Origin of the sequence: Brevundimonas sp. (assembly GCF_035998205.1) — a bacterium.
Taxonomy (GTDB): domain Bacteria; phylum Pseudomonadota; class Alphaproteobacteria; order Caulobacterales; family Caulobacteraceae; genus Brevundimonas.
Genome location: NZ_DASYHT010000004.1, coordinates 538,653 through 551,425, shown reverse-complemented (window position 1 = coordinate 551,425; position 12,773 = coordinate 538,653). Strand labels below are relative to the sequence as shown.

The following is a 12,773-nucleotide window of genomic DNA, read 5'->3' as shown; positions in this document are numbered from 1 at the left end:
AAGGGAGAGCATTGCCGTGCAAAGCCCGCTGTCGCCCATCGGCGAACACATGCCCAGCGTCGTGGCCAGTATCCCGACGCATCCGAACATCCGAGCGATGCACGACGCGGTCGACCGCTGGATCGCGCGCGCCAAGGACATGCCGACCGACGAGGCCCTGCGCTACCTGCGCAACGGCATCCGGCAGATCGACGAGAACTTCGACACCCTCTGCTCGCACGTCCAGCACGACACGGTGCTGCCTGCGTTTCTGGAGGGCATTCAGCCCGGCGACTACGAGGCGGCCCGGTCGCGGCTGCTGGCGCGGGTCGACCGGCTGACCGCTGCGATGTGGGTGGCGGCATGAAGATCGCCCTCTACATCGAGGACGGGCTGGAGCAGATCGTGCTGACGCCCGAGGGTGAAGCCGAGCAGAACCTGCTGGCGCGCCTGCAAGACGACACCCGCGACATCACCATTCGCCGCGGGGGGTTCTACGCCTGCATGGGCGGCTGGGTTCGTCACCGTGAAGCCCCTGAGAGCACGATGATCGTCATGCGCCGGAAGGTGGCGGCATGACCCGGTTCGCTCCCCCCTCCCCCCGCGACATCACCCGCGCCCGGTCGTTCGCCAACGACGCCGCGCACAACCTGTCCATCGTGCTGGCGTTCGACGGCGACGACGTGCGGTCGGAAACCCGGCGCGACGTGGCGCTGGAAGAAGCCGAGCACCTGCTGACCGAGGCGCTGAAGCTCGTCCAGAAGCTGCGCCAGCCGGAGCCGCCCAAGTCCGGCGACGCGTTCGCCATGGCGTGCGGCATCGTCGGCGCCAGGTGGCCGGAGGTGACGCTGTGATCCGCGCCGCCCTCCGCACCGTCCGCAACTGGCCCGAGCTGATCGCCACGGCCGTGTTCACCGCCGCATTCACCGCCGCCCTGTTCATCCTCGCGTGGATGACCGGCGTGCTCCTGCTGGGAGTTTGAAGATGACGCCCATCACCGACCCGTCATGGCACGAGCCGCACCCGCTCGGCCTGTCCGACCATCCCGAGTGGGCCAAGGTCCGTGAGCGCCGCGCCGAACTGGAGGCCATGCAGGCGCAGAACGTGCCCGCGCCGCACCAGCTCAACATGCCCGCCATCATCGCCGCCGTGCTGATCGTCGCCGCCGCGCTCGTCGTGAGCATGGCCGCCCGATGATCGGCGCCACCCTCGACCACGTCCGCAGCCTCGACGCCCTCGGCAAGCTCTCGCCCATGGAGCGCTGGGCGTTCGGCCTATGCAGCCTTCCGGCCGCCCGGGAACACGTACGCCACCCGCAGCACGCGGTGCTGGACGACCTCCCGCTTCCGGGTCCGGCCGGCGTAGGCGTCGTGGCTGCTCAGGGCCGCCGGGGGCGCATCGCTCGCAGCCGCCAGACGCTCGGCCTCGGCGCGGTCCATCACCACCAGGGCGAGGCCCAGCGACTCCAGCCAGTAGTTCAGGAACGAGCTCAGGCCCCAGAGGCTGCGGCGCCCGTACTTCCGGCCCGGAGCCTCGACCTTGGCCGTGTACCCGTCCGGCCAGTTGATCATGTCGTCGAGCTCGGCCTGCCCGATGCCCAGCTGCAGCCGGCGGCCGCGCAGGATGGCGACCAGCGTCTCGTCGTCACGGATGATCGTCGGTCGCACGCCCATCAAGCACTCCAGCAGAAGGACCGGCCCCGTGGCTGAGATGACCGCGTTCGCGCCGGGTGTCCACCCCATCACCAGAGAGGACCACATGACCACCGCATCCCCCGACATCCTGACCGCCACGGCGCAGGGCCGCCTGCGCACCATCGTCGAGCGCCTTGAGCGGCTGGACGAGGACCGCGAAGCCATCCTCGGCGACATCAAGGAGGTATTCGCCGAGGCCAAGGGCGAAGGCTATGACGTGAAGACCCTCCGCAAGGTGCTCAAGGTCCGCAAGCAGGACCGGGCCAAGCGGCAGGAAGAGGAAGCGATCCTCGACCTGTACCTGTCGGCGCTGGGGGAGGTGTGAGCATGAACCGCCAGCAAGCCCGCCGCATCGCTTTCAAGGAGGCGAAGCGCGTCATGGCCCGTGTGGCCGCCAACCGCGCCGCGCTCGAACTGTCCGAGATGCGCGCCGCCCGCATTGCCCCGGTCAAGCAGGGGCCTGGGAAGCTCATCAGCAGCGCCCGCCCGTTCAAGAAGCCGCGCGCGACGAACTGGTGGCGCACCCGCAAGCTCGACCGCCTGCCGTGCGGCCAGCCCGTCCCGGCCGGCTGCGAGGCGTGGGCGCACACCACCAAGGGGCTGCGCGTGCAGCGGGTGGTCGCCTGATGCCTGACCACATCAAGATCCACGACAGCTTCATTCAGGGCTCCGATCAGTGGCTGGCCGCGCGATGCGGCCTGCTCACGGCCAGCGAGATGAAGCTGATCGTCACGCCGACGCTTAAAGCCGCCAGCAACGACAAGGAGCGCTCGCACCTCTACGAGCTGCTGGCCCAACGCATCACCGGCTACGTCGAGCCGCACTACGTGTCCGACGACATGCTGCGCGGGCGCGACGACGAAATCGAAGCCCGGCACCTGTACGCCGAGCGCTACCACCCCGTCACCGAGGTCGGCTTCATCACCAACAACCGATGGGGCTTCACGATCGGCTACTCGCCGGACGGACTCGTGGGCGAAGACGGGCTGATCGAGTGCAAGTCCCGGCGCCAGAAGTATCAGGTGCAGACCTTGGTGGACCGCGAGGTGCCGGCCGAGTTCGTGCTGCAGCTCCAGACCGGACTGCTCGTGACCGAGCGCCGCTGGATCGACTTCGTCAGCTACTGCGGCGGCATGCCGATGGTGGCCATCCGCGTGTTCCCCGACCCGATCATTCAGGCCGCCATCCTCGATGCCGCCTCGGCCTTCGAGGGCAGGCTGGCCGCAGCGCTGGAGCAGTACCAGCGCACCCTCAACTCCGGCGAACGGCTGATCCCGACCGAGCGCCGCGTCATTCAGGAGATGTATGTCTAGGCTGATCCCCCTCACTCAGGGCCAGTGCGCGATCGTCGATGACGATGACTTCGCCTGGCTGTCGCAATGGAAGTGGCACGCGCAGAAGAACGGCCGCGGAGGGTTCTACGCCAAGCGCCGCGGCGAGAACCGACAGGTGATTTCGATGCATCGAGAGATCATTCAAACGCCGAAGGGGCTGGTGACGGACCATGTCGATGGCAACGGCCTAAACAACCAACGCTCCAACCTGCGCTTGGCAACGCAGCTGCAGAACATGATGAACAGGCGCGGAAAGAGGGGCGGCACATCTCGCTTCAAGGGCGTCTGGGTCGATCCCAGCCCGAGAAACCTCAAGGCTTGGCGAGCAGCCATTCGTGTCGACGGCAAGCTTTGCTACCTCGGGCGCTTCACAACCGAAGAAGAGGCGGGCGCGGCATACGCGCACGCCGCAGCCGAGCACTTCGGACACTTCGCCAACACCACCTCAGGAGAGATTCTATGACCGACATGACCGCCGTCATCGTCCCCAAGTCCGACCAGATGAACGCCGACGACCTGATCCCCGGGCCGCGCACCATCACCATCACCCGCGTCGACGTGCGGCCGGGGTCCGAGCAGCCGGTGTCGATCTTCTTCGAGGAAGACAACGGGAAGCCGTGGAAGCCCTGCAAGTCCATGGCCCGCGTACTCGTCCATGCCTGGGGCCCCGACGCCAAGGCGTACGAGGGCCGCGCTGTCACGCTGTACCGCGACCCGTCCGTGAAGTGGGGCGGGATGCAGGTCGGCGGCATCCGCATCAGCCACATGTCGCACATCGACCGCGACATGGTGATCGCGCTGACGGAGACGAAGGGCAAGCGCGCGCCGTTCCAGGTGCGAGTCCTGCGCGAGGCTTCCCGCCCCGCGCCCGCCCCCGCCGCCACGCTTGAAGCTCGCGCCGACAAGTTCGAGCAGGCCCTGCGCGCGGCTGCCGATGCGAGGGCGCTGGCGAAGATCTGGGACAACGGCGCCGGCCTGCGCGCTGACCTGTCGGCGAACAACGCCGAGCGCGCGGCCGAGATTGAGCGGCTGCACGTCATGCTGGATGCCGAGCTGTCCACCCCGCCGGCCTACGCCGACGACTTCCCGGGCGACCGTCCGTAGGCGCCTGGAACTGGCCTACGGGCCTATTGGAGATGGAGAAGAGTGATGAGCGGCTGGCACATTAGCGACGTTTCCGACCCTGAGACTGGCGCGCTGCTAGTCTGCGGGGGTGAGGGCGAGTCTTACGGGCTTGTGGCGAGCGTCACGACACCGGAACACGCCCGCCTGATCTCCGCCGCGCCGGACCTTCTGGAGGCGCTGAAAAACCTTTCGGATGCCTATGAGGCTCTCTGCGAGATGGCCGAAAAGGATTTTCACCGACAGGCGCACTCGCACTACGCCAAGGCCCGCGCCGCCATCTCACGCGCAACAGGAGCCACCGATGAGTGAGCAGACCCGTGATGATCTGGTGGAGAGGCTGCGGCGCGTAAAGTATGTGCGCGAGGGCCGAGACGATCGCGATTACGTCTGCGACGTTGACTGCGAGGCTGACGACTACGGCGCGCGAGCGGTTCCCTATAACCCTGACGGCCCCGAAGCCGCCGACCGCATCGAGCGGCTGGAGCGGGCGCTGCGGAGCTTCGTCGCGCACTATCCGATGGGTGTTAACCCATTTCTCGACCAAGCCTACCGAAACGCCCGAGCAGCCCTACAGGAGCCCGGCCAATGACCGATAAGCTGGAGGACTGGAGGCGACTTGAGCGTGAGCGCGAGTTGCTCGGCGACGACATCAACGGCGGCTTCATTCGCGACCTGTGCTTCACGGTCTGGAACAAGGCCCGCTATGGATACGGCGGCGAGCCCGGAGACTGGGCGAACGACACGCTCCCCACGGTGCAGGAGGGCATCCGCCGCATCCGGGAAATGGTGTCTGCCCTCACCCCCCACGCCCCCGCACAGGCCGAGATCGACCGCCTACAGGCCGAACTCGACCAGCAGACCGCCGAGGCCGCGTCATGGTGCATCAAGGCGCAGGACGCACAAGCAGAGATCGACAGGCTGCGGCGAGCACTCGAATGGATCAAGGATGGCGGATCGTGGCAGGGCGATACCGCAGCCGACGCCCTAGCGCCCCCGGACACCCTCAAGGACACTCCCCATGACTGATCTTACCGAGCTTGAGAGACTGGCGAAGGATGCCAGTGAGGGGCCGTGGACCGCGCTGTTCGGCGAGACCAGATACCACGAATGCGACGACGCCGACCCTTGGGCCGTGATCTTGACGCCGCGTCGTCACGAGGTGGTTACCCTTTACGAGCGATATGCGCGAAAAGGCGAAGATCGCAGCGATTACGACGCCGACGCCGCCTTCATCGCCGCCGCCAACCCCGCCACCGTCCTCGACCTCATCGCCCGTATCCGTCACCTGGAAGCCGAGCGGGAGAAGGACAGGGAGGCGCTGCTGTTCTACGCGGAACAGTCCCGCCTCGCTCGCCTCATCCACAGCGAAGGCGACGCCGGACGCCAAGCCATCTCTGAGGATGGCGGAAAGATTGCCCGCGCACGTCTGGAGGACACCCATGACTGAGCAGACCCTCATTGAACGGATCGAAGCGGCAGAGGTGGGGTCGAGGGAGTTGGATGGCGCAGTCTGGTTTGCGCTGTTTGAGCCCGACGTGAATCACGGCGCGTTGCATGTCGAGCAGACCGAAGAGGGGCCGCGCGAAGCGCTGACGTGTGAGCTTGGCTCGAAGTGGGCGGATGACGTCGGGCACTACACCACCAGCATAGACGCCGCCGTGGGGCTGGCGGAGCGGGTGTTGCCGGGGTGGGTCATCACGCTGGAGATTGCCGGGTCTGGCCAAGCATACCTGTATCATCCCGACCCGTGCGGCCCGACCATCAAGACACTCGGCAAGACCCCCGCCCTTGCCCTAGTCGCCGCCATCCTGAGAGCGAAGGAGGGGGAGGGGTGAGCGTTCTCCCTGCAAGCGCGGACTCGCGGGCGTTCTGGCGAGCGCAGACGTGCAAACACGAATGGGCCCTGACCGCCGGCTCTGGTTGGGTGTGCCGGTCATGCGGAGCTTACGATCGATACTTCCTCAACCTTCCCCGCCCCACCACAAAGGAATGAACAGATGAGCGAGTGGAAGCCTATCGAGAGCGCGCCGAAGGATGGGACGGCGGTGCTGGTTTTTGGTCGCGGCACATTTTCTCAGTCGCCTTTCATGGGCGTCAGGGAATGGGGCGCCTTTGGATGGCAGGAGCCAAACGTGTCGGGCCGCGAGTACGACGACTGGCTGGCCGACGAAGCGACGCATTGGACCGAACTCCCCAGCCCTCCGGGGGAGGGGTGATGCGAGAACCGGCCGACCTGCCCCCCAGGCTGCTGACCAGCGAGGTGCTGCAGCTCGCCCGCATCAGCGCGCGCACCTTCCGGCGCCGGAAGCGCGAGGGCCGGTGGCTCGTCCAGCCGATCGACCGCGGCGCCGAGGACATCTACGACAGGGACGCCGTGCTGGCCGCCCTGAACATCGCACAGCCGCCGGCGCCCGAACCCGCGCAGCCGGCCTCCACATGGAAGAAGGCCGACGCCCATGCCATCAGTGAAGCTCGATCTCGGCAGGTTCGTTCGCGTCTACCCCGCGCGGACGGACGGCACGCACCCGGTCGTGTTCGAGGTGCCGAAGCGACTGCGGCCGTCCGACTGGCCGTCGACAATACCGCTGCCGACTGAAGGCCGGCGCGGCGACCTGACCGACGCCGCCGAACTCGCGCGCATCCGGGCCGACGCCGACCGGCACTATCGCCGCCTGCTGGAAACACGCGCCGGGCCGACGATCACCCCGCCCAAGGCGCGCACGATGAAGGCGCTGCTCGATACCTGGCGGGCGACCCAGCAGTTCAAGGACGCGGCACCCCGCACGCAGCGCGGCTACGAGAGCATGGCGCGCTACGTCACCGCGTGGGCCACGGTGAACGACGAGCCGGACCCGGCCACGCTGACCAAGCCCGACGCCGAGGCGTTCCTGTCCGGCTTCGACGACCGGCCCTCGACCAAGCGCGCGGTCAAGATCGTCCTGCAGATGATGATGGAGCAGGCCATCGACCTTGGCTGGCGCAAGGACAACCCGGTGCGCAGGATCCGCGTCCGCACGGTGAAGACGCGCGTGGCTATCTGGGAGCGCGAGGACGTGGAGACGTATGCGTGGGCCGCCCTCGTGTCCGGCCAGCACGCCATGGCCGCGCTCATCCTCATGGAGTGGGAGATCGGCCAGCGCCTGACCGACGCCTACCTGTTCCGCGCAGGGGCCGAATATCTGCCCGCTGAGGGCCTATTCCAGTTCGAGCAGGCCAAGACCGCGGCGAAGGTGTCGATCCCTGTCAGCGACCGCCTGAGGGGCATTCTCGGCCATCTCTGTGGCGACGGGGCGCTCTACCTGTTCCGCGACGCCCGCACCGGCCAGCCGTGGGCCCGTCTCATCGGCAAGCGGCTGGAGGCCGACGACACCGCCGCGTCCAAGGTGTTCGCCGCGGTGCGCGAGGTGGCCGTCGCCGCCGAAGCCCGGCCGCTGAAGCTGAAGTGGCTCCGGCACTCTTGCGTCGTCCAGCTGGCGCGCGCAGGCTGCACCGTTCCCGAAATCGCGGCCATCACCGGCCACACCATCGCCAGCGTGCAGAACATCCTGACCACCTACCTGCCCCGCGACAGCACCGTGGCGCGCAACGCCCAGGAAAAGCGCGGGCTCATCGAGAGGAGTGCGTGATGCGGTTCAGCGACGAGGGCGAGGCGATCACGTCGAAAACCGGCGGCGGCCTGCACATCATAGGCGTCGACTACGGCCGCAAGGCCAGCATAGGCGTGGTGATGCAGCGCAATGCGGACGGCTCATGGGTCGTCCTCGAAGAGATTTCTGGGCGCGGGCTTGATGACCTTGCCACCATTCAGCACGAGCATGAGCAGAACACCGCGGCAACCGAGTCCGGACTTCCTGCTGGCGACGAGTCCGGAGGTCGCTGATGGGCGGGGATGACGGCTCGCCTAACGTGCTGATCTGCAACGGGAAACGATGGTGGGTGATGTAGGGTTCGAACCTACGACCCGCTGATTAAGAGTCAGCTGCTCTACCAACTGAGCTAATCACCCGAACCGTCGTCGGCCCGGACGCCGGGGCGTCGCGGGAGCGGGGGACATAGAGGCGAACGCGACAGGATGCAAGCGCTATTGATGCGACCGCTTTACGGTTAGGCTTGGCTGTAACCGGCCGTTGCGCCGCCAGGGAGAGACCCGCCCATGTCCCGCCGCGACCTGACCGGCGCCGTCGACTTCTCGGTGCTCGACCGCGCCACCGGCGGAGACGACGCCGTCGCCGAGGAGATTCTCGGCCTGTTCGTCGAGCAGGCGGCGCTCTGGTCCCGCCTGCTCGACTCGCCGGACGCCCGCGTCGACGCCTGCCACACCATCCGCGGCGCGGCCGGCGGACTTGGCGCGCATGAGCTGGAAGCCGCCTGCGCCGCGGCGGAAGCCGATCCGAACGACCGGCGCGTCGAGGGCGTGCGCGACGCCCTGGACCGCGCGCTCGGCGATGTCGCCGCCTGGCGGCACGAGCTGATGCTGCGCAGCCTGAAGGGCTGATCGCCACGCCAACCGGGCCTTAACCCAACGGCGGCCACGGTCGCCGCATGGTGTCGCGTCGCTCCTTCCGAAAGCCTGTCCGCGTCCGTGCCCGGCGGCGCATCCCCTGGCTGGCCTCCAGCCTCGCCGTGGCCGCGGCGGCCGCTCTTGTCTGGCCCGTCGCCGACGCCCCGGAAGCCGTGGCGGACAGTCCGCCGGCGGCCGACCGGTTCACCTGCGAGGTGGCCCGCGTCACCGACGGCGACACCTTCCGCTGCGCCGACGGGGTGCGGGTGCGGCTGCACGCCGTGGCGGCGCGGGAGCTGGACGAGACCTGCGGCCCCAATCACCCCTGCCCCGCCGCCTCGGGCGCGGCGGCCAAGGCCGAACTGGAACGGCTGGTCAGCGGGCGCTCGGTCGACTGCGCCCGCACCGGCCGCAGCTACAACCGCGTCACCGCCGTGTGCTGGACGCCGTCCCGGGTCGAGGTCAACTGCGCCCTGGTGCGCAGCGGCGTGGCCTTGATCTGGCCCCGCTACCACCGCGAGCGGCCAATCTGCACCTGACTCAGTTCAGTCGCGGGTGGCGTCCCAGACCGCGAACTCGTGGGCGATGCAGCGGTCGATCAGGGTGCGCCAGACGGGCTCGGCGATGTCGCGCGACAGCCCCGCCGGCTCCGCCGCCGCGAGCACCTTGGCCACCACATCCTCGATTCGCGCCGCGTCATGGACGGCGTCGCGGTTCGGCTTGATCCGGGCGGCGGCGGCCATGTAGCGCTGACGCTCGGCCAGCAGCTGCACCAGCGCCCGGTCGAGGGCGTCGACGCCGGCGCGCACCTGGCTCATGTCGGCGCAGGCCTCGGGCGCCACACGCGGATCGATCTGCACCGGCTCACCCGACAAAGGCGCGCTCCAGCACATAGTCGGCCGGCTCGGCGTTGGAGCCTTCCTTCAGGCCAAAGCCGTCCAGCAGGGCGGCGGTGTCCTTGATCATGGCCATGGAGCCGCAAAGCATGACCCGGTCCTGCGCCGGGTCGAAGCCCTCGGGAAGGCCAAGGTCGCGGAAGTAGTCGCCCGAGCGGATGCGGTCGGTGATCCGGCCCGGCGTCGGGAAGGCCTCGCGCGTCACCGTCGGATAGTAGGTCAGCTGCGCCCGGGCCTCATCGCCGATCAGGGGATCCTCGTGGATGCCTCCGGCGAAGAACTCGCGATAGGCCAGATCCGCCACCTGCCGCACCGTGTGGCTGACGATCACCCGGCCGAAGCGCGCATAGGTCTCCGGGTCGCGCGCCACGCTGAGCCAGGGCGCGAGGCCCGTGCCGGTGCCGATCAGGTGCAGCCGCTCGCCCCCGGTCAGGGCGTCGAGGACGAGGGTCCCCGTCGGCTTTTTCCCCATCAGCACCCGGTCGCCGGGCTGGATCTTTTGCAGCCGCGAGGTCAGGGGCCCGTCCGGCACCTTGATGGAGAAGAACTCCAGCTCCTCGGCCCAGCCGGGGCTGGCCACCGAATAGGCGCGCAGGATCGGCTTGCCGCCGTCCTCGCCCGGCAGGCCGATCATGACGAACTCGCCGGAGCGGAAGCGAAAATCCTCCGGCCGCTCGACGGCGAAGCTGAACAGCTGGTCGGTCCAGTGGCGCACCCACAGGACGGAAAGCTCGTGATGAGCGGCGGGCCTGGGCGGGGGCGGCGCAGCGAGGGCGTCGGTCATGGCGCCTCTTTAGGGACGATGGCCGCAGGGGGGAAGGCCGTGCGGCGCCCTGAACCCTGTCGGCGCTCTCGACGACTGCGGACAGCCCCGCTAGCGTGCCACCTCATGAAAACGCTCCTGCTGGCCACCGCCGCCGCCGTCGCCCTGCCCTGCGCCGCTTTCGCCCAATCCGGGTCCCAGACCGCGGGCGGCGATCCCGGCATCCTCACCCCCGAGCGCGTCTACGCCGACCCGGCGCTGGCCGGACCGGTCGCCCGCGGCGTCAGCCTGTCGCCGGACGGCGATCTGGTCGCCTTCCTGCGCTCGCGCGATGACGACGTGAACGTGCTGGACCTCTGGGCCGCGCCGGTGGCCGGCGGCGAGCCGTTCAAGCTGGTCGACGCCCGCGCCCTGGTGCCCGAGGCCGGCGAGCTGTCCGAAGCCGAGATCGCCCGCCGCGAGCGCATGCGCATCAGCCAGCGCGGCGTGGTCGAATACAGCTGGGACGAACAGGGCCGCTATATCCTTGCCCCGCTGGAAGGGGATGTCTTCCTCGCCGCCCGCGCTGACGGCTCCGTGCGCCGTCTGACCGAGACCGCCGCTGACGAGATCGACGCCAAGGTCAGCCCGCTGGGCAACTATGTGTCGTGGGTGCGCGACCAGGATCTGGTGATCTACGATCTCGCCGCCGGCCGCGAGATCCCGGTCACCACCGACGGCGAGGGCGTCATCACCTGGGCCACCGCCGAGTTCATCGCCCAGGAGGAGATGGACCGCGACACCGGCTACTGGTGGAGCCCGGACGAGCGCTACATCGCCCTGCAGCGCACCGACGAGAGCCCGGTCGACATCATCCCCCGCCTCGACATCACCGGCGGCGGCGCCACGGTGATCGAGCAGCGCTACCCGCGCGCCGGGCGCCCCAACGCCGTCGTCGAGCTGTACGTTCACGACCGGACCGCCAACCGCCGGGTCAAGGTGGACCTCGGCGCGAACCCGGACATCTATCTGGCCCGGGTCGACTGGTCGGCCGACGGCCGCACCCTCTACGTCCAGCGCCAGTCGCGCGACCAGAAGACGCTCGACCTGCTGGCGGTGGATCCGGCCACCGGGGCCTCGCGGGTGCTGACCACCCAGACCGCCGAGGCCTGGGTCGACCTGACCCACGACTTCCACGCCCTGGCCGACGGCCGCTTCATCTGGTCGTCGGAAGAGTCCGGCTGGCGGCACCTCTACCTGCACGCCGCGGACGGCAGCGTGATCCGGCCGATCACCACTGGCGAGTACGCCGTCAAGACGCTGGACGGGGTGAATGAGGAGACCGGCGCGGTCTTCTTCACCGCGTCGATGCGCGACGGGCGCGAATACCCGATCGAGCAGCAGCTGTTCCGCGCCAGCCTGAACGAGACCGCCACGCCGGTCGAGATCACCCCGCGCGGCGGCTGGTGGAGCGCGGCGGTGAACGGCTCGGGCACCGCCTATGTCGGCAACTTCTCCAACGTCGACACCCCGCCGCAGTCGGCCCTGTACCGCGCCGACGGGACCTTCGTGCGCTGGATCGAGGAAAACGCCCTCGACGCCGACCACCCCTTCGCCCCCTATGTGGCGCGCAAGCAGGAGCCGACCTTTGGCACGTTGCAGAACGCCGGCGAGACCCTCGTCTGGCAGATGACCACCCCGCCGGGCTTCGACCCGTCGCGGGAGTATCCGGTGGTCATGCAGGTCTATGGCGGCCCCTCGGGCGGCGGCGTGCGCAACGCCTGGCAGCCGGCCACCACCCAGCTGCTGACCGAGGCGGGCTACGTCGTCTTCCGCCTCGACAACCGCGGCGAGGGCGACCGGTCCGTGGCCTTCAAGACCGCCCTGCACCTGCGCATGGGCATCCCGGAGGTCGAGGACCAGGTGGCGGCGATCAACTATCTGCGCAGCCTGCCGTTCGTCGACGATGACCGCATCGCCGCCATGGGCTGGAGCTACGGCGGCTTCATGACGCTGCACATGCTGACCGAGCCGGCCATGGGCCTGACCTCGGCCATCTCGGGCGCGCCGGTGACCGACTGGAGCCTGTACGACACCCACTACACCGAGCGGTTCATGTCGACGCCGGAGGCCAATGCCGAGGGCTACGCCGCCTCGGACATCCTGACCCGGCTCGACGACCTGACCGGCCGCCTGCTGCTGATCCACGGCATGGCCGACGACAACGTCATCTTCGAGAACACCACGCGCGTGCTCAACGCCCTGCAGGAGGCCAGCGTCCCGTTCGAGACGATGGTCTATCCCGGTCAGCGCCACGGCATCCGCGGCAACGACAGGGGACTGCATCTGTGGCGCACCTATCTCGACTTCCTCGACCGGACCATCGGCTCCCGCGCGGCCGACTGATCGCCGCGGCGGCCGCTGTCCTGCTCGGGACGGCGGCCGGCCCGGTCCTGGCGCAGGTGCCGGCGGACCCGTCCACCCGCTGCGCCGGGCTCGACG

25 protein-coding genes and 1 tRNA gene are annotated in these 12,773 nt (G+C 68.9%); 22 read left to right on the top strand and 4 right to left on the bottom strand.

Translation table 11 applies throughout. The features are described 5' to 3' along the window. Positions 1 to 16 precede the first annotated feature (16 nt). From VGN74_RS05480 to VGN74_RS05460, 5 genes are read left to right on the top strand one after another with little or no spacing between them, the layout of a single operon-like run. On the top strand, positions 17 to 346 hold the full coding sequence (locus VGN74_RS05480; RefSeq protein WP_327446348.1) for a hypothetical protein: 330 nt from the start codon (positions 17 to 19) through the stop codon (positions 344 to 346). Then, positions 343 to 558 (top strand): hypothetical protein, encoded by a 216-nt coding sequence (locus tag VGN74_RS05475; RefSeq protein WP_327446347.1) that lies wholly within the window; start codon positions 343 to 345, stop codon positions 556 to 558. The genes VGN74_RS05480 and VGN74_RS05475 overlap by 4 nt, the downstream gene beginning before the upstream one ends. After that, complete coding sequence (locus VGN74_RS05470) at positions 555 to 833, top strand: hypothetical protein (protein WP_327446346.1); 279 nt, start codon at positions 555 to 557, stop codon at positions 831 to 833. The genes VGN74_RS05475 and VGN74_RS05470 overlap by 4 nt, the downstream gene beginning before the upstream one ends. Further along, positions 830 to 961 (top strand): hypothetical protein, encoded by a 132-nt coding sequence (locus VGN74_RS05465; protein ID WP_327446345.1) that lies wholly within the window; start codon positions 830 to 832, stop codon positions 959 to 961. Before VGN74_RS05470 ends, VGN74_RS05465 begins: the two co-directional genes overlap by 4 nt. A gap of 2 nt (positions 962 to 963) precedes the next feature. Continuing rightward, the gene (locus VGN74_RS05460; protein ID WP_327446344.1) at positions 964 to 1,176 is read left to right on the top strand and encodes a hypothetical protein; all 213 of its coding nucleotides are present in this window, start codon (positions 964 to 966) and stop codon (positions 1,174 to 1,176) included. Positions 1,177 to 1,253: 77 nt separating this feature from the next. On the opposite strand, the gene VGN74_RS05455 is transcribed toward VGN74_RS05460, so the two are convergent. Then, the gene (locus VGN74_RS05455) at positions 1,254 to 1,652 is read right to left on the bottom strand and encodes a hypothetical protein (protein ID WP_327446343.1); all 399 of its coding nucleotides are present in this window, start codon (positions 1,650 to 1,652) and stop codon (positions 1,254 to 1,256) included. An 85-nt stretch (positions 1,653 to 1,737) separates the two neighbouring features. Here VGN74_RS05455 and VGN74_RS05450 point away from each other — a divergent pair, with 85 nt between their 5' ends. The 14 genes from VGN74_RS05450 to VGN74_RS05385 all read left to right on the top strand — a co-directional run bounded on the left by VGN74_RS05450 (position 1,738) and on the right by VGN74_RS05385 (position 8,012). Further along, entirely contained in the window at positions 1,738 to 1,998 is a 261-nt protein-coding gene (locus VGN74_RS05450) for a DUF2312 domain-containing protein (protein ID WP_327446342.1), read from the top strand. A 2-nt stretch (positions 1,999 to 2,000) separates the two neighbouring features. Next, positions 2,001 to 2,300, top strand: a complete 300-nt coding sequence (locus VGN74_RS05445; RefSeq protein WP_327446341.1) for a hypothetical protein — start codon at positions 2,001 to 2,003, stop codon at positions 2,298 to 2,300. Beyond that, positions 2,300 to 2,986: a lambda exonuclease family protein gene (locus VGN74_RS05440; RefSeq protein ID WP_327446340.1), complete on the top strand. Its 687-nt coding sequence runs from the start codon at positions 2,300 to 2,302 to the stop codon at positions 2,984 to 2,986. The genes VGN74_RS05445 and VGN74_RS05440 overlap by 1 nt, the downstream gene beginning before the upstream one ends. Next, positions 2,979 to 3,470: an HNH endonuclease gene (locus VGN74_RS05435; RefSeq protein WP_327446339.1), complete on the top strand. Its 492-nt coding sequence runs from the start codon at positions 2,979 to 2,981 to the stop codon at positions 3,468 to 3,470. The genes VGN74_RS05440 and VGN74_RS05435 overlap by 8 nt, the downstream gene beginning before the upstream one ends. After that, positions 3,467 to 4,111 carry a hypothetical protein gene (locus VGN74_RS05430; RefSeq protein ID WP_327446338.1) on the top strand — a complete coding sequence of 215 codons (645 nt, stop codon included), beginning with the start codon at positions 3,467 to 3,469 and terminating at the stop codon, positions 4,109 to 4,111. Before VGN74_RS05435 ends, VGN74_RS05430 begins: the two co-directional genes overlap by 4 nt. Before the next feature lie 45 nt (positions 4,112 to 4,156). Next, entirely contained in the window at positions 4,157 to 4,441 is a 285-nt protein-coding gene (locus tag VGN74_RS05425) for a hypothetical protein (RefSeq protein ID WP_327446337.1), read from the top strand. Then, positions 4,434 to 4,721 carry a hypothetical protein gene (locus tag VGN74_RS05420; RefSeq protein WP_327446336.1) on the top strand — a complete coding sequence of 96 codons (288 nt, stop codon included), beginning with the start codon at positions 4,434 to 4,436 and terminating at the stop codon, positions 4,719 to 4,721. The genes VGN74_RS05425 and VGN74_RS05420 overlap by 8 nt, the downstream gene beginning before the upstream one ends. After that, positions 4,718 to 5,158 carry a hypothetical protein gene (locus VGN74_RS05415; protein WP_327446335.1) on the top strand — a complete coding sequence of 147 codons (441 nt, stop codon included), beginning with the start codon at positions 4,718 to 4,720 and terminating at the stop codon, positions 5,156 to 5,158. The genes VGN74_RS05420 and VGN74_RS05415 overlap by 4 nt, the downstream gene beginning before the upstream one ends. Next, the gene (locus tag VGN74_RS05410; protein WP_327446334.1) at positions 5,151 to 5,579 is read left to right on the top strand and encodes a hypothetical protein; all 429 of its coding nucleotides are present in this window, start codon (positions 5,151 to 5,153) and stop codon (positions 5,577 to 5,579) included. Before VGN74_RS05415 ends, VGN74_RS05410 begins: the two co-directional genes overlap by 8 nt. Further along, positions 5,572 to 5,967 (top strand): hypothetical protein, encoded by a 396-nt coding sequence (locus tag VGN74_RS05405; RefSeq protein ID WP_327446333.1) that lies wholly within the window; start codon positions 5,572 to 5,574, stop codon positions 5,965 to 5,967. Before VGN74_RS05410 ends, VGN74_RS05405 begins: the two co-directional genes overlap by 8 nt. A gap of 162 nt (positions 5,968 to 6,129) precedes the next feature. Further along, entirely contained in the window at positions 6,130 to 6,348 is a 219-nt protein-coding gene (locus VGN74_RS05400; protein WP_327446332.1) for a DUF551 domain-containing protein, read from the top strand. Further along, the gene (locus VGN74_RS05395; RefSeq protein ID WP_327446331.1) at positions 6,348 to 6,728 is read left to right on the top strand and encodes a hypothetical protein; all 381 of its coding nucleotides are present in this window, start codon (positions 6,348 to 6,350) and stop codon (positions 6,726 to 6,728) included. The genes VGN74_RS05400 and VGN74_RS05395 overlap by 1 nt, the downstream gene beginning before the upstream one ends. Continuing rightward, positions 6,664 to 7,758, top strand: coding sequence for a hypothetical protein (locus VGN74_RS05390; RefSeq protein WP_327446330.1), 1,095 nt, complete (start codon positions 6,664 to 6,666; stop codon positions 7,756 to 7,758). Before VGN74_RS05395 ends, VGN74_RS05390 begins: the two co-directional genes overlap by 65 nt. Next, positions 7,758 to 8,012 carry a hypothetical protein gene (locus VGN74_RS05385; RefSeq protein ID WP_327446329.1) on the top strand — a complete coding sequence of 85 codons (255 nt, stop codon included), beginning with the start codon at positions 7,758 to 7,760 and terminating at the stop codon, positions 8,010 to 8,012. The genes VGN74_RS05390 and VGN74_RS05385 overlap by 1 nt, the downstream gene beginning before the upstream one ends. 50 nt (positions 8,013 to 8,062) lie before the next feature. On the opposite strand, the gene VGN74_RS05380 is transcribed toward VGN74_RS05385, so the two are convergent. Continuing rightward, positions 8,063 to 8,138, bottom strand: a tRNA-Lys gene (locus VGN74_RS05380). A gap of 147 nt (positions 8,139 to 8,285) precedes the next feature. Between VGN74_RS05380 and VGN74_RS05375 the strand changes: the two genes are divergently transcribed. Then, complete coding sequence (locus VGN74_RS05375) at positions 8,286 to 8,627, top strand: Hpt domain-containing protein (protein ID WP_327446328.1); 342 nt, start codon at positions 8,286 to 8,288, stop codon at positions 8,625 to 8,627. A gap of 47 nt (positions 8,628 to 8,674) precedes the next feature. Next, positions 8,675 to 9,172 (top strand): nuclease, encoded by a 498-nt coding sequence (locus VGN74_RS05370; protein ID WP_327446327.1) that lies wholly within the window; start codon positions 8,675 to 8,677, stop codon positions 9,170 to 9,172. A gap of 6 nt (positions 9,173 to 9,178) precedes the next feature. Here VGN74_RS05370 and VGN74_RS05365 read toward each other — a convergent pair whose 3' ends face one another. Both VGN74_RS05365 and VGN74_RS05360 read right to left on the bottom strand, forming a co-directional pair. Then, complete coding sequence (locus VGN74_RS05365) at positions 9,179 to 9,526, bottom strand: chorismate mutase (RefSeq protein ID WP_327446326.1); 348 nt, start codon at positions 9,524 to 9,526, stop codon at positions 9,179 to 9,181. Continuing rightward, complete coding sequence (locus VGN74_RS05360; protein ID WP_327446325.1) at positions 9,498 to 10,313, bottom strand: ferredoxin--NADP reductase; 816 nt, start codon at positions 10,311 to 10,313, stop codon at positions 9,498 to 9,500. Before VGN74_RS05360 ends, VGN74_RS05365 begins: the two co-directional genes overlap by 29 nt. A gap of 105 nt (positions 10,314 to 10,418) precedes the next feature. Between VGN74_RS05360 and VGN74_RS05355 the strand changes: the two genes are divergently transcribed. After that, a complete protein-coding gene (locus VGN74_RS05355; RefSeq protein ID WP_327446324.1) occupies positions 10,419 to 12,677 on the top strand; it encodes a S9 family peptidase in 2,259 nt (752 codons plus the stop codon). Positions 12,678 to 12,773 lie beyond the last annotated feature (96 nt).

Bases quoted from the DNA above. Each gene is read 5' to 3' on its own strand.
- VGN74_RS05365 (WP_327446326.1), bottom strand. From the start codon at position 9,526: ATGTGCTGGAGCGCGCCTTTGTCGGGTGAGCCGGTGCAGATCGATCCG.
- VGN74_RS05405 (WP_327446333.1), top strand. From the start codon at position 5,572: ATGACTGAGCAGACCCTCATTGAACGGATCGAAGCGGCAGAGGTGGGG.
- VGN74_RS05385 (WP_327446329.1), top strand. From the start codon at position 7,758: ATGCGGTTCAGCGACGAGGGCGAGGCGATCACGTCGAAAACCGGCGGC.
- VGN74_RS05420 (WP_327446336.1), top strand. From the start codon at position 4,434: ATGAGTGAGCAGACCCGTGATGATCTGGTGGAGAGGCTGCGGCGCGTA.
- VGN74_RS05395 (WP_327446331.1), top strand. From the start codon at position 6,348: ATGCGAGAACCGGCCGACCTGCCCCCCAGGCTGCTGACCAGCGAGGTG.
- VGN74_RS05430 (WP_327446338.1), top strand. From the start codon at position 3,467: ATGACCGACATGACCGCCGTCATCGTCCCCAAGTCCGACCAGATGAAC.
- VGN74_RS05375 (WP_327446328.1), top strand. From the start codon at position 8,286: ATGTCCCGCCGCGACCTGACCGGCGCCGTCGACTTCTCGGTGCTCGAC.
- VGN74_RS05455 (WP_327446343.1), bottom strand. From the start codon at position 1,652: ATGGGCGTGCGACCGACGATCATCCGTGACGACGAGACGCTGGTCGCC.
- VGN74_RS05460 (WP_327446344.1), top strand. From the start codon at position 964: ATGACGCCCATCACCGACCCGTCATGGCACGAGCCGCACCCGCTCGGC.
- VGN74_RS05450 (WP_327446342.1), top strand. From the start codon at position 1,738: ATGACCACCGCATCCCCCGACATCCTGACCGCCACGGCGCAGGGCCGC.
- VGN74_RS05475 (WP_327446347.1), top strand. From the start codon at position 343: ATGAAGATCGCCCTCTACATCGAGGACGGGCTGGAGCAGATCGTGCTG.
- VGN74_RS05355 (WP_327446324.1), top strand. From the start codon at position 10,419: ATGAAAACGCTCCTGCTGGCCACCGCCGCCGCCGTCGCCCTGCCCTGC.
- VGN74_RS05415 (WP_327446335.1), top strand. From the start codon at position 4,718: ATGACCGATAAGCTGGAGGACTGGAGGCGACTTGAGCGTGAGCGCGAG.
- VGN74_RS05410 (WP_327446334.1), top strand. From the start codon at position 5,151: ATGACTGATCTTACCGAGCTTGAGAGACTGGCGAAGGATGCCAGTGAG.
- VGN74_RS05360 (WP_327446325.1), bottom strand. From the start codon at position 10,313: ATGACCGACGCCCTCGCTGCGCCGCCCCCGCCCAGGCCCGCCGCTCAT.
- VGN74_RS05440 (WP_327446340.1), top strand. From the start codon at position 2,300: ATGCCTGACCACATCAAGATCCACGACAGCTTCATTCAGGGCTCCGAT.
- VGN74_RS05400 (WP_327446332.1), top strand. From the start codon at position 6,130: ATGAGCGAGTGGAAGCCTATCGAGAGCGCGCCGAAGGATGGGACGGCG.
- VGN74_RS05435 (WP_327446339.1), top strand. From the start codon at position 2,979: ATGTCTAGGCTGATCCCCCTCACTCAGGGCCAGTGCGCGATCGTCGAT.
- VGN74_RS05445 (WP_327446341.1), top strand. From the start codon at position 2,001: ATGAACCGCCAGCAAGCCCGCCGCATCGCTTTCAAGGAGGCGAAGCGC.
- VGN74_RS05470 (WP_327446346.1), top strand. From the start codon at position 555: ATGACCCGGTTCGCTCCCCCCTCCCCCCGCGACATCACCCGCGCCCGG.
- VGN74_RS05425 (WP_327446337.1), top strand. From the start codon at position 4,157: ATGAGCGGCTGGCACATTAGCGACGTTTCCGACCCTGAGACTGGCGCG.
- VGN74_RS05370 (WP_327446327.1), top strand. From the start codon at position 8,675: ATGGTGTCGCGTCGCTCCTTCCGAAAGCCTGTCCGCGTCCGTGCCCGG.